This is a genomic window from Arthrobacter sp. PM3 (genome assembly GCF_003352915.1).
Lineage (GTDB): Bacteria > Actinomycetota > Actinomycetes > Actinomycetales > Micrococcaceae > Arthrobacter.
The window spans coordinates 1,447,244-1,459,599 of sequence record NZ_CP022314.1 but is presented as its reverse complement, the minus strand read 5'-3'; the positions used below and the strand labels follow the sequence as shown (position 1 = coordinate 1,459,599).

At 65.4% G+C, this 12,356-nt stretch carries 13 protein-coding genes and 2 tRNA genes; 7 read left to right on the top strand and 8 right to left on the bottom strand.

What is annotated here, in order from left to right; genetic code table 11:
- Nucleotides 1-6 precede the first annotated feature (6 nt).
- Nucleotides 7-1,998: a Stk1 family PASTA domain-containing Ser/Thr kinase gene (gene pknB / locus CFN17_RS06725; RefSeq protein WP_208750644.1), complete on the top strand. Its 1,992-nt coding sequence runs from the start codon at nucleotides 7-9 to the stop codon at nucleotides 1,996-1,998.
- Nucleotides 1,999-2,065: 67 nt separating this feature from the next.
- Here pknB and CFN17_RS06720 read toward each other — a convergent pair whose 3' ends face one another.
- Nucleotides 2,066-2,707, bottom strand: coding sequence for an aminodeoxychorismate/anthranilate synthase component II (locus CFN17_RS06720; protein ID WP_208750643.1), 642 nt, complete (start codon nucleotides 2,705-2,707; stop codon nucleotides 2,066-2,068).
- 173 nt (nucleotides 2,708-2,880) lie between these two features.
- Nucleotides 2,881-3,741, bottom strand: coding sequence for a class E sortase (locus CFN17_RS06715; RefSeq protein ID WP_208750642.1), 861 nt, complete (start codon nucleotides 3,739-3,741; stop codon nucleotides 2,881-2,883).
- A 69-nt stretch (nucleotides 3,742-3,810) separates the two neighbouring features.
- Between CFN17_RS06715 and CFN17_RS06710 the strand changes: the two genes are divergently transcribed.
- From CFN17_RS06710 to CFN17_RS06700, 3 genes are all read left to right on the top strand, one after another.
- Nucleotides 3,811-4,062 carry a cell division protein CrgA gene (locus tag CFN17_RS06710; RefSeq protein ID WP_208750641.1) on the top strand — a complete coding sequence of 84 codons (252 nt, stop codon included), beginning with the start codon at nucleotides 3,811-3,813 and terminating at the stop codon, nucleotides 4,060-4,062.
- 19 nt (nucleotides 4,063-4,081) lie between these two features.
- Complete coding sequence (locus CFN17_RS06705) at nucleotides 4,082-4,687, top strand: DNA-3-methyladenine glycosylase I (RefSeq protein WP_208750640.1); 606 nt, start codon at nucleotides 4,082-4,084, stop codon at nucleotides 4,685-4,687.
- 75 nt (nucleotides 4,688-4,762) lie between these two features.
- Nucleotides 4,763-5,692, top strand: coding sequence for an NAD-dependent epimerase/dehydratase family protein (locus CFN17_RS06700; RefSeq protein ID WP_395926467.1), 930 nt, complete (start codon nucleotides 4,763-4,765; stop codon nucleotides 5,690-5,692).
- Between the two features lie 1,038 nt (nucleotides 5,693-6,730).
- Here the strand turns inward: CFN17_RS06700 and CFN17_RS06695 are convergent.
- Together CFN17_RS06695 and CFN17_RS06690 are read right to left on the bottom strand one after the other, a co-directional pair.
- Nucleotides 6,731-7,597, bottom strand: coding sequence for a rhomboid family intramembrane serine protease (locus tag CFN17_RS06695; RefSeq protein WP_208750637.1), 867 nt, complete (start codon nucleotides 7,595-7,597; stop codon nucleotides 6,731-6,733).
- A 9-nt stretch (nucleotides 7,598-7,606) separates the two neighbouring features.
- Nucleotides 7,607-8,152: a peptidylprolyl isomerase gene (locus tag CFN17_RS06690; RefSeq protein WP_208750635.1), complete on the bottom strand. Its 546-nt coding sequence runs from the start codon at nucleotides 8,150-8,152 to the stop codon at nucleotides 7,607-7,609.
- 154 nt (nucleotides 8,153-8,306) lie between these two features.
- Here CFN17_RS06690 and CFN17_RS06685 point away from each other — a divergent pair, with 154 nt between their 5' ends.
- Entirely contained in the window at nucleotides 8,307-9,257 is a 951-nt protein-coding gene (locus CFN17_RS06685) for a hypothetical protein (RefSeq protein ID WP_208750634.1), read from the top strand.
- Between the two features lie 211 nt (nucleotides 9,258-9,468).
- Nucleotides 9,469-10,341: a glycosyltransferase family 2 protein gene (locus CFN17_RS06680; protein ID WP_208750633.1), complete on the top strand. Its 873-nt coding sequence runs from the start codon at nucleotides 9,469-9,471 to the stop codon at nucleotides 10,339-10,341.
- Between the two features lie 24 nt (nucleotides 10,342-10,365).
- Here CFN17_RS06680 and CFN17_RS06675 read toward each other — a convergent pair whose 3' ends face one another.
- On the bottom strand, nucleotides 10,366-11,310 hold the full coding sequence (locus CFN17_RS06675) for a DMT family transporter (RefSeq protein WP_208750632.1): 945 nt from the start codon (nucleotides 11,308-11,310) through the stop codon (nucleotides 10,366-10,368).
- 129 nt (nucleotides 11,311-11,439) lie between these two features.
- Between CFN17_RS06675 and CFN17_RS06670 the strand changes: the two genes are divergently transcribed.
- Entirely contained in the window at nucleotides 11,440-11,808 is a 369-nt protein-coding gene (locus CFN17_RS06670) for a cupin domain-containing protein (RefSeq protein ID WP_208750625.1), read from the top strand.
- Nucleotides 11,809-11,850: 42 nt separating this feature from the next.
- On the opposite strand, the gene CFN17_RS06665 is transcribed toward CFN17_RS06670, so the two are convergent.
- From CFN17_RS06665 to CFN17_RS06660, 3 genes are all read right to left on the bottom strand, one after another.
- A tRNA-Ala gene (locus tag CFN17_RS06665) sits at nucleotides 11,851-11,926 on the bottom strand.
- A gap of 71 nt (nucleotides 11,927-11,997) precedes the next feature.
- Nucleotides 11,998-12,114: a DLW-39 family protein gene (locus CFN17_RS19805; protein WP_222612663.1), complete on the bottom strand. Its 117-nt coding sequence runs from the start codon at nucleotides 12,112-12,114 to the stop codon at nucleotides 11,998-12,000.
- Nucleotides 12,115-12,182: 68 nt separating this feature from the next.
- Nucleotides 12,183-12,256: transfer RNA gene (locus tag CFN17_RS06660), tRNA-Ile, on the bottom strand.
- Nucleotides 12,257-12,356: the final 100 nt, after the last annotated feature.

Here is a 12,356-nt window from a genome sequence, read left to right as displayed (position 1 = left end):
GCCGCCATGACCAATACACCCCGCACACCGGCGCACAGGGAGGACCACCCTGTGAACACGCAGCGAGTCCTCAGCGGACGCTATGAGCTGGGTGAGCTGATCGGCCGCGGCGGCATGGCAGACGTGTTCCGCGGTGTCGACACCCGGCTGGGACGCACTGTGGCCGTCAAGCTGCTGCGCCCGGACCTGGCCCGGGATCCGCAGTTCCAGGCCCGGTTCAAACGCGAGGCCCAAGCGGTCGCCGCGCTCAACCACCCCTCGATCGTGGCTGTCTTCGACACCGGGGACCACGCGGTCCCCGGTGACCACGACGACAGCGTCCGGGTGCCGTACATTGTGATGGAATTCGTGTCCGGCAAGACCATCCGGGACCTGATCCGGGCCAAGGATGTCAGCATCGATCAGGCCATCGACTTCACCCTGGGTGTGCTGTCGGCGCTCGACTACAGCCACAAGGCCGGGATCGTGCACCGCGACATCAAGCCCGCCAACGTGATGTTCTGCCCGGACTCCAACAGCGTCAAGGTGATGGACTTCGGGATCGCCCGCGCCATGGCTGACTCGTCGGCCACCATGACGCAGACGCAGGCCGTCGTGGGGACCGCCCAGTACCTGTCGCCGGAGCAGGCCCGCGGTGAGGCCGTCGATGCCCGGAGCGATTTGTACTCCGCCGGATGCCTTCTGTATGAGATGCTGACGGGCCGGCCGCCGTTCATCGGCGAAAGCCCCGTCTCCGTGGCCTACCAGCACGTCCGTGAGATCCCGGAACCGGCCAGCAGCCTCAATCCCGAGGTGTCGGCAGCGCTGGACAGCGTGCTGATGAAGGCCCTGCAAAAGAACCGTGCGGACCGCTTCCAGGACGCAGCCGCGTTCCGTCGCGCCCTGCGGGCCGCGCGAAGCGGTGTCTCCGTGGCCGCGCCGGCGCCCAGCGAGGCTCCCACCGATCCCACCAACGCCGTACCCCGGCACGACCCCTTGGCTCCCACGGCCGCGTTTTCGCTGACCGGGGCCAAGTTCCTCGACGACGTGCCCACCGGCCGGCTGCGGCCCGCCGAGGAGATGCCCGACGACGGCCACCTGCAGGCGTCCGACGGCACCGAACCCGACGGCAGCGAGCTTTACGGCACCGGGGACACCGGCAGCTTGCCCCTGCTGCTGCCGGCCGAACGCGAACGAACGCCGCTGCAGAAGTCGCGGCGGCGCACGTGGATCGCGACCCTCGTGGTCCTGACCCTGCTGGTGCTGGCCGGGGGCGGCCTGTGGCTTTACAACCTCATGAACCAGGCCCCGCCGCAGGCAACCAAGGTCCTGGTACCCACCGTGACCTCGCTGACGGAGTCAGAGGCGCTGCAGAAGCTCTACAACGCCGGATTCAAACCGCAGCTGAAGCGGCTGCAGCACGAGACCATCCCGAAGGGCACCGCCATTGGTACGGTGCCGTCGTCGGGAAGCTCCGTGGACGCCAACTCGGACATCATCCTGAACATCTCCGAGGGCCCCAGCGCCGTCACCATCCCGACGGACCTGCCCGGGCGCACGGAGGCGGCAGCCCGCGATCTCCTGCACCAGAAGGGGCTGACGGGTGCCCTGACCACCAAGACGTCCAACAGCCCCACCGTCCCGGTGGGTATCGTCATCACCACTAATCCGGCCCCGGGCCAGCTCGTGGACGTCGGAGACGCCGTCGAAATCGTGGTGTCCACCGGAAAGGTTGCGGTGCCGCAGCTGATCGGGCTGCCGGTGACCGAGGCTGAGGCCGCCCTGACGGCCCAGGGCCTGAAAATCAACGTCACCGAGGTGGAGAATTCGCAGGTCACTCCGGGCAAGGTGACGGGCCAGAGCGACGCCGCGGATTCGCTGGTTGAGCAGGGCAGCACCATTAACGTGACCGTGGCCAAAGCACCGGCACCAGCACCGGCCCCCTCGCCGTCGCCCACGCCGAGCCCGTCCAAGACCGGGTCCAAAGAGGACGCGGTCCTGAACGGGCTGTTCCCGTAGGCGGGGACCGATCAGGTCAGTACCCGATCAGATTCAGTGCCGGATCAGATTCAGTGCTTGATCAGTTTCAGTGCTTGATCAGCGGGCTCAGGTCCGCGGCACGCTCGGCGGCGCCAGCCATGCCCAGCGACTCCAGCCAGTTGCCCAGCATCTGGTAGCCGCCCTCGGTCAGGACGGATTCCGGGTGGAACTGGACACCGCACAGCGGCGCCGTGCGGTGCTGCAGGCCCATCACCACGCCGGACGCCGTTTCCGCGGTGATCTCCAGGACCTCGGGAATGGTCTCGCGGACAGCGGCCAGTGAGTGGTAGCGGGTGGCCGTGAGAGGGGACTGGAGTCCCGCGAACACACTGGTCCCGTGGTGTTCGACCAGGGATGTCTTGCCGTGCATCAGCTCGGGCGCATGCGTCACGGTTCCCCCGTACGCCTCCGCCAGCGCCTGGTGGCCCAGGCAAACACCCAGCATGGGCTTGTCGTGGCTGCCGCACCACTTGATCAGCTCGATGCAGACGCCGGCCTCGGCCGGATTCCCCGGGCCGGGCGAGATGAGGACGCCGTCGCGCGCCTCGGCCATTTCGACGGCCTCGGCGAGAGTGACGTCGTCATTGCGGACCACGGTGGTCTCCGCGCCGAGCTCCTGGAGATAGCCCACCAGGGTGTAGACAAAGCTGTCGTAGTTGTCGACGACGAGGATCTTGGTTGTGCTCATGGGTGCCTTGCTGAACCGATCGTAGAATCTGTGAACTGGGTGAACTGCGCCATCCAGGGAAAAAGGAACTGAACCATCAATACCAGTGCTCCGGCTGCAAGCACCAGCGCCGTCACAATCCTGAACCACAGTGGACCCGGAAGGCGGCGGAAAAGCCAGCCATACATGTGACTCTAGCCCTCCCCGGCCGCACGGGCCGCCTGGGCAGCGATCTCAGCCGGCGGGCCCGCCGAGACGGGCTGCCAGCTCTCCAGCAAGGCATAGGCGACAAAGCGTTCCCCGGACCCGAACCGCGGGTTACAGGTGGTCATGGTCAGGTAGCGCTCCGTGGGCACGGCTCCCGGCCGGGACGGCACCGGCAACAGCACGTCCGTCCGCGCGGGGAGGACGATCTGGCTGTTCCGGAACACGTAGACATAGTAGCCCTCGCGGGTCTGGACGTAGATTCGGTCCCCCGGAACCAGGGAGTCGATATTGTCCAGGACTGCCCCGTGGGTCTGGCGGTGGCCCGCCACGGCGAAGTTTCCCGCGGCCCCCGGCATGGCAGTGCCTTCGTAATGCCCGATTCCCAGGGTGTCCAGCAGTGCCGGAGTGGTTCCCTGGACAACGGGACGCATGTACCCGGCGCCGAAGCGGGGGACGTACAGGATGCCGATCGTCGCGCCCTCGGCCGGTTCGGGTGCTACGGCCGCGGGCCCGTACTCCGCCGCGGGAGTGGCCGCCGGCGCGACCGGCGCACTCTGGCGGGCAAAGGTTCTGACGGCGGCACGCTGCCGGAAATCCGAATCCACGTTGGTCCACCACAACTGCCACGCCACGAAAAGCAGGAGAATGACGCCGGCCGTCAGGAGCAGCTCCCCGATGATCTGCGCGCTGCGTACAACGGGCCCGCGCGGGTGGTCCGACCGGCCGGATCCCTGTTCCAACTGCGGCACTGCGGGGTTCTCCTCGTGGGCGATTGCGGGGTCACCGGTGTGGCCTGAACTACAGCTAGAATTGGCTGCGATAAAGAATTCGAACTTGACCAAGAGCATGCTGCCCGCCCCGGATCCTTTCCGGCAGGATATCAAGCCGCTTTTGTTCCGGACCGCCAAGGAGGATCAGTGCCCGTCTCGAAGCCGCGCAAGAGGACTCACACTGTGGCCCCGCAGACTACTGCTGCGGCCTACAAGCCCAATCCGGTCTGGTTCAAGCCCGTCATGTTCGGCCTGATGATCATCGGGCTGCTGTGGATCATCACGTTCTACATCACCGAGGGCGCCTTCCCGGTCCAGGCGTGGGGCTCGTGGAACATCGTCGCCGGGTTTGGAATCGCGATCATCGGGTTCCTCATGACCACGCGCTGGCGTTCCTGACCCGCGCCCCGGACTCGAGATGACCCAGGCAGTAAGCGGCTCAATTGTTGGCGACGACGGACTGGCGCGGCCTGCGTGGGCCGCAGTGGATCCGATGCTGCGTGAGTACTACGACACCGAGTGGGGGATGCCCGTCCGGGATGAACAGGGCCTCTACGAACGCATCAGCCTCGAGGGGTTCCAGGCCGGATTGTCGTGGGCGACAATTCTGCGCAAGCGTCCCGCGTTCCGTGCCGCTTTCAAGGACTTCCACCCGGAAACCGTGGCCTCCTTCACCGACGCCGACGTCGAACGGCTCATGCTCGATGCCGGCATCGTCCGGAACCGGCTCAAGATCCAGGCGGCCATCACCAATGCGCGTGCCACCCTGGCGTTGAGGGACGACGGCGGCCTGGTTGACTTCGTCTGGGCCTTCCAGCCGGCCGCCACACCCCGGCCCGGCTCCCTCGACCAGATCCCCACCACCTCCGCCGAATCCATCGCATTGTCCAAGGCGCTCCGGAAGAAGGGCTTCGCGTTCGTCGGACCCACCACCATGTTCGCGCTCATGGAAGCCATCGGCATGGTCGACACCCATCTGCTGGACAGCCACCGGCGAGGAACGTCGGGAGTCTGGCCGCACTAGCACCGCTGCCCATAAGTTGTGAAGCGCGAAGCGCGCTAGCTGGCGTGGACGTGTTTCGAGGTCGAGGGGGAGACAGTGCGGGCGGTTCTGTTAGGCGGCACGGGAGCCATGGGCGGCATGACCGCGTTGCGGCTCGCCAAAGCAGGGTGGAACGTGGATGTGACAGGCCGCGATGGTTCGCGAATGCCTGTCGAGCTCTTGGAGGCAGGGGTACGCTTCCACCAGATCGAGCGCAGCAACAGCGCAGGAATTGAGGGGCTCCTAGGCGGCGGTGCGGATCTGCTGGTCGATCTCACCGCATATACGGCTGCAGACGTCAGGGCCATTCTTCCGGTAATGGCGTCAGTGACCTGCCCGGTGTTGGTGTCGAGCCGAGCTGTCTACGCCGACAGGGCGGGCAGGCATGTCAACAGTGACGAGTCTCCCCGGTTTGAGCAGCCTATCTGCGAGGACGCCCCTACGCTTCCGCCGGCCGGAGACGATGTCAGCCCCTACAGCCGGGAGGGATACGCACCCTGCAAGGTCGCCGCTGAGCTTGCAGCACTCGACTCCGGCCTGCCGGTGACCGTAATCCGACCCTCGAAAGTCCACGGCCGTTGGGCCCGACAGGCCCGCACACAAGGCATCGTTGAGCACATGCTCCGTGGAGAGCCGACCATAGAGCTGGCCGACCCGGAAACTATCGACCATCTCAGCGCAGCCGCCAATGCCGCCGCCCTGATCGAGACTCTCGCGGCCCACCCCGGGGCCCGCATCCTGAACGCCGCCGATCCGGACACCCCTTCAGCGGTGCAAATTGTGCAGGCCATTGCTGCTCAACTCGCATGGAGCGGAACAATCGAGCTGGTCCCGACTACGTCCAACCGCGGGCAGCACCCGTGGCGGACAGCAATGACCCTGGACACCACTGCGTCCCGGGATCTGGGATACAAACCGGCCGGGACCAGTCTGGAACTGCTGGCCGATGAAGTGGAATGGGTCCAGGCCCAAACCAGCCCTGGTTAGGGACACCAGTTCCCCTGCCGAGCTTTTCCACAGCTGTGCACAAGTCTGGGGAAACTTATCCACAATGTTCATAAGTTCCAACCATTTCCAGTCTCCTGAGAGGTTAAAGCGCTGGTCAGAGGCCAATAACGGGTTTCCGGCAGGCGGGTCCGCCTCGGGCCTCGGCTGAATTACACCTCTGTAAGTTATTAACAGTGTGGATTCCCTGTGGAAAAGTGCCACCCTCGGGTTTTCGAGCGAAGATTGATGCTTGGATGATCGGTTCGCGGTACAACCCCTGGTTCCACAGACATCGTCAGAGGCAGCCGGAGAGTTATCCACTTAGTAACACCCCGCTACCCACAAGTTATCCACAGCTGGGGATAAACGTCGGGGAAACCATGTGGCAATCCCCGCTGACGGGCCATGAGCCGGAAAACTTCCCGCCCGGTACCGGGAGTGCCGAGTTATTAACACTGTGAATAACCTTGTTGAAACGTGCCCCGCCTGACCGCGCCCCCCACCGGGCGCTGCGGGGTACTCTCCTTGCGGCAGCGGTCAGACGGTTGATGGCGGGGCACTGCCGGCGTCGTGCCCGTTGGATACGAACTTCGAGACCGCCAAGTTGTCCACTTACTAACAGAAGAACCCACAGAAGTTATCCACAGGTGTGGACATCCGACCGAAGTCGGCTCGGGCGACGTCGAAAATCGCCCGTCGTGGCGGTCAGATCGGGTACGCCGCCCGGAACTACATGCCTGTAAGTTATTAACACTGTGGAAAACGCTTGTGGAAAACTTCCGCCCGCTGCAGCAGAAACCACCGACGGCCGGGCCGGTTTGCCCTCGGGTAAGCGGACTGCCGTTGCGCTCCCGCGGGCAGGGGAGGAAGTCGGGCGCCGTCCGGGGCGGCTTTGCGGCACTGAGGCGGCGATGAAGGGCCAGGGAGCAGTGTTTTCGTGTCGAAGTAGCCCCGGACGGAGAAGCCCGCCGACGGCGAGGGAGAGGGAGAGGCACGCGCAGGGCGGGGTGCGCGCCGACGGCGAGGGGGCAGGCCGAACTAGGCGGCGCTGGCCATCCGTACGGCGGATGCGACGATAACCAGCACCAAGACGCCGGCCAGGCCAAGAACCTGCACCAGGGTCTGCCGGGGGCCACGAGGGGTGTAGGCGATGACGGCGGCACTTAGTACGCCGGTGACGAGGCCGCCGAGATGGGCCTGCCACGCGATCTGGGGGACCATGAAACCGATGACGCCGTTGATGGCGATCAGCACCAGAAGTTGGCGGATATCGCCGCCGCGTTGCCGCTGGACCACCAGCAGGGCGCCGAACAGGCCGAAGATGGCGCCTGAGGCTCCCACGAGGCCCACCGGCCCGTTCACCGGATAAACCGGGGTCAGCAGGAGGAAGCCGGCCGATCCGCCGACGGCCGAGAGCAGATAGATGACCAGAAAGCGGGCGTGGCCCAGCAGCGGTTCAAGGATCTGGCCGAAAATCCACAACGTATACATGTTCAGGACGATGTGAAGCAGGAATCCCTGCGAGTGCAGGAATGCCGAGGTGAGCATCCGCCACGGCTCGGTATCCGTGAAGGCGGGGGCGTAGGCCAGTTGCTGGTAGATGCCGTCGTTGGGGACTATCCACTGCAGCGCATAGACAAGGGCGCACAGGCCGATGATCGTGAAGGTGACCACGGGTTTGCCGGTCGTGACGGCGCCGCCATAGACAGTCCGGACGGCCGGCGTCGTGCGTTTGGTTTCGTTGACGCAGTCAACGCATTGGAATCCGACGGCGGCCGCCCGCTGGCAATCGGGGCACGCAGGGCGCCCGCATCGCTGGCAGCGCACATAGGCTGGCCGGTCCGGGTGCCTGGGGCAGACCGGGACCTCCGCGGACGGCTCTGCCGCCGGAACTCCGTAGCTCATGGTGTGGGATTAGAGCTTTTCGATGTCGATGCTGTTGATGGTGACGTCCTCGACCGGGCGGTCACCCATGCCGGTGCGGACGCCTTCGATGGCGTCGACGACCTTCTTGGAGTCTTCATCGGCCACTTCGCCGAAGATGCTGTGCTTGCCCTGCAGCCATCCCGTGGGGACGGTGGTGATGAAGAACTGCGAGCCGTTGGTGCCGCGGCCCATCTGGATGCCGGCGTTGGCCATGGCCAGCTTGTACGGCTCGTTGAAGGTCAGCTCCGGGTGGATTTCGTCGTCGAACCGGTAGCCCGGTCCGCCGGTGCCGCGGCCCAGGGGATCGCCGGCCTGGATCATGAAGTCCTTGATGATGCGGTGGAAGATGGTGCCGTCGTAGAGCGGCGTGCCCGTCTTGTCCTCGCCGGTCTCGGGGTGGGTCCAGGCCTTCTCACCGGTGGCGAGCCCGACGAAGTTGTCGACGGTCTTGGGCGTGTGGTTGCCGAAGAGGTTGACGACGATGTCGCCGAGGCTCGTGTGGATGGTGGCTTTAGCGGTTGCGTTGGCAGTCATAGGCCCTATTCTTCCATGACGGGTCCGGGCGGCGGGGGCACCGGAGTCAGTTCCGCGCTGGGTGAAATCCACTGGAATTCGGCCTGAAGAATAGCCGGTGCGTTCCTAGACACGTAGGCTAACAGCAGACCGTCACATTAATCGGGAGGTAGTTGTGAAGAAATCGGATCGTATTGCCCGTGATCTGGAGCAGACAGTCAGCAGCGGGGTGGACACCGCCAAGGATTGGGCGGCCCCGCGGGTTGAAGCGGCCGTGAATTGGGCCGTTCCCCGGTTGCAGTATGGACTGGACACCGCTTCTCCCAAGATCCAGGAGGGGCTCAAGACTGCCGCCCACACCCTGGCCGGCAGCGTCGCCACTGTCACCCCCCGCCTCCAGGACAGCCTGGCCCACCTTGCGCCCAAGATCACCGACGCCGCCGAGGGCGCAGCACCGCGCCTGCACGAAGCTGTGGACAAGGCGGCCCCGGTGATCGCCAACGCACGTGACCGGGTGGTTGTCGAATACCTTCCCCGGCTCTCCGACCAGCTCGGGCACGCTTCGGAGGCTGTCCACCGCACGCTGGAAAACGCTCCGGCGCACGTGGACGCCGTGGCACAGAAGCTTGTCGACTCCGGTGTGGTCCGCAGCGTCCAGGAGCAGGCCCATGTCGCCGGCAAGAACATCAAGGCTGTCGCCAGCGAGGCCTCCAAGACCGCCAGCGCCAAGCTCGGCAAGCCGCAGAAGCCCAAGCACAAGCACCGCGGGCTGCTCATCTTCGGCATCCTCGCCGCTGCGGTAGCTGCCGGCGTCGCTGCCTGGAGGGCATCCAAGCCGGTGGAGGACCCGTGGAAGGTTCCGACGCCCGTGACGCCGGCCCCGGCGCCCTCGGGTGTCAGCGAGACCCTCAAGGACACCGCCGATAAGGCCGGTGCCGCCGCCGTCGCCGCAGCGGACGCGGCAGCCGACACCGCGGCTGACGCGGCCGACGACGCTGCGGATGCTGCCAAGGACGCGGCCGACGACGCGACGAAAGCCGCTTCCAAGGTTGCCACCGATGCCAAGACTGCCGTCCGCAACATCGCGTCCAACCTGAACAACGGCGCCAACAAGCCCGGCCAGTAGTACCGGCCGGAACGCCGGTCCGAGCAGGTACAGGGTCAGACACCGGATCCGACGAGGGAGGGATTCCGCCACGGCGGGAGCCCTCCCTTTGTTGTGCCCGGCCGCTGTTGCCGCCCTGCGTGCCCGGGCGCCATGCCTGGCTGGCCCGCCGGCGCGTCATGCCGCGCCGCAGCCCGGTTTCGACGGCGGCCCGGATGCTAAGTTGGTGGTGATGTCACCGCACAGATCACCCCAGGACGCCTTGCTTACTGCTCCGCCGCCGGCTGTTTCTGTGGTGATCCCGGCCTACAACGAGGAAAGCGTTATCCGGCAGTGCCTCATTGCCGCGGTGTACCAGTCGGTGCCGGCCCACGAAATCATCGTGGTGGACAACATGTCCAAGGACCGCACGGCACAGATCGTGCGGCAGATGCAGCTGGAGTATCCGGAAAGTCCCATCATCCTGCTCAGCCAGGACCGCGACCAGGGGCTGATTCCGACCCGCAATTTCGGCCTCGACCACGCCACCGGCGACATCCTCGGCCGCATCGACGCTGACTCCGTGCTCGAGCCGGACTGGGTGGAGCAGGTGCAGAAGGCCTTCGCGGACGAGTCGGTCCACGCGGCGACCGGGCCCGTAGTCTATTACGACATGCCGATGCGCCGGTTCGGGCTCAAGGCGGACGACAAAATGCGGCAGCTGATGCTCAGGCTCGCCAAACACCAGTACCACTTCCTCTTCGGCTCCAACATGGCCCTGCGCCGCTCGGCCTGGGAGACCATCCGCGCCGACACCTGCCGGGACGAACGCGACGAAATGCACGAGGACATCGACCTCTCGCTGCACCTGGCCGACCACGACCTCAGGATCCAGTACTGGCCCCAGATGATCTCGGGGATGTCGGCCCGGCGGCTGGAGGACTCGCCCCGGGACTACCGCTACTACGTGACGCGCTTTGACCGCACCTACAAGGCCCACAACGTTAAGAAGATGGCGCTGAAAGCCCCCATGGTGGTGTTCTTCTCCGTCTACTTCCCGGCCAAGCTTCTCCGCGCCATCCACACGGTCAACACGGCCCAGCCGGCCCGACGGGGCGGCCAGTAGCCACGCAGTCGGTTGGTGCCGCGACTAATCGGTGCCGAGCTCTATCAGCCGCTCCGTACCGGGTCCCTCCGCACCCGGTGCCACTGCGCCGCCGCGGACGGTGCGCGACCTCCGCTGCCCCAGGACGACGACGGCGAGTCCCACCAGGATCATCGCCAGCCCCGCATAGGTCCCGACCGGGAGCGTCTCTGCCAGGAATGCGGCAGCCAGGAGCGCCGCACCCGGGATTTCCAGCAGGATGATCATGGACACGAGCAACGGGCTCATCGTCGCCAGCAGGTGGTTGAACGCCGTGTGGCCCACGAGCTGGGCGCAGACGGTGATAGCGAGAATCCCCAGCCAGCCGGCGGCCTCGAACCCTGCCAGCGGCTGACCGGCCAGCAGCGCCATGCCGGCCACGATCGCGGCGCACATGCCGTAGCAGAGCGTCGTGTAGACGCCGGTCCCCATGCTCTGCCGGGCTTTGCCTCCGGCGAGCGTGTAGATGCCCGCCAGGGCCCCGCCGGCCACCGCCAGGAGATCGCCGAGGAGCGCCTCGGGCGAGGTGCCCATATCAAAGCCGGTGATGGTCACGACGCCGCCGAACGCGATTCCCAGTCCCACGAGCACGGGCCAGCGGTGCCGGACGCCCCGGAAAAGCTGGAACACCGCGATCCAGCCCGATTGCAGGCACACGAGTGCCGTCGCGGCCGCGACGGACGTCAGCTGCAGGGAGCTGATGAAGCAGGCAAAGTGCAATGCCAGGGCCACCGCAGCGGCGAGGGACCATCGGAATTCAGCCCCGGTCACGCGTCCGAACTGGCGTGCGTCGCGCACCAGCACAGGACCGGCCATGACGACGGAGCCGATCGCGTTGCGCCAGAAGGCGATGGCGAGTGCACTGACGGACGTGGCGCCGAGAGTGGCGGCAATAAGGGGTCCGGAGGACGCCACGCCCAGTACTCCAACGGCGGCGAGTAAAAAGGTCACGGTCCAACACTAGTGGGCGGATGTCAATGGCCCTGAGGGTGCTGATCCTTGACCGGCGAATACCGCGGTGCCACGCTTAAACTGCGGTCTCACATTCCGGTATCACCATCATCGAAGAAGGAGACCATCATGGCGTCAATGATCCGCAAGAGCCTGGACGATCCGGAAGAAACACGTCCTGTTGCCGACGGTATGGGTCAGGTGGAGCTCGTCAATCTCGAGGCCGGCCCCGTTGGCCGGGCCACGTTCCTGCCGGGCTGGAAATGGTCCGATCACGTCAAACCGATCGCCAAGACGGACAGCTGCCAGGCCAGCCACACCGGCTACACGATTTCCGGTCGCATCAAAGTGGTTATGGACGACGGCGAGGAGCTGGAATTCGGGCCGGGCGACTTCGGCGTCATCCCGCCGGGTCACGATGCCTGGGTGCTCGGCGATGAGCCTTATGTGTTCATCGACTGGCAGGGGATGGCGGACTACGCCAAACCGAAAGAATGAAAAAAGTCCCGGACCGCGTTTCGCGATCCGGGACTTTTCCTATGGTGGAGGCACGGGGACTCGAACCCCGAACCCCCTGCTTGCAAAGCAGGTGCGCTACCAATTGCGCCATGCCCCCATAAGAAGCAACCCGACTATCATACCCTAGGTTCGGCTGCCGCTTTCCGGCTTCCGACCCAAGGCTCCGGGCTAATCAACCGTGTCGGTTGAGTTGCTCCAGAGAACTTTCCGGGCTTCGGATTCCTGTACTTTTCTGTAGAGGAACACGCCTGCGACCGTAGCTGCGATAACCAGCAACTTCTTCACACGCACTCCGTTCCGGTTCCGTCGTGGACGGACCTTCACTTTCCTCCGTAGAACCAGTACAGGTTCCGTGGGCGTACCAGGACTTGAACCTGGGACCTCTTCGTTATCAGCGAAGCGCTCTAACCGCCTGAGCTATACGCCCCGATGCCTCATCGGGCCGAGATATGACTTTACAGCACATCCCGGCCCGATCTCAAATCGAGGCATTTCTCCGCGGAATTCCGGGGAATTCCGCGGACATG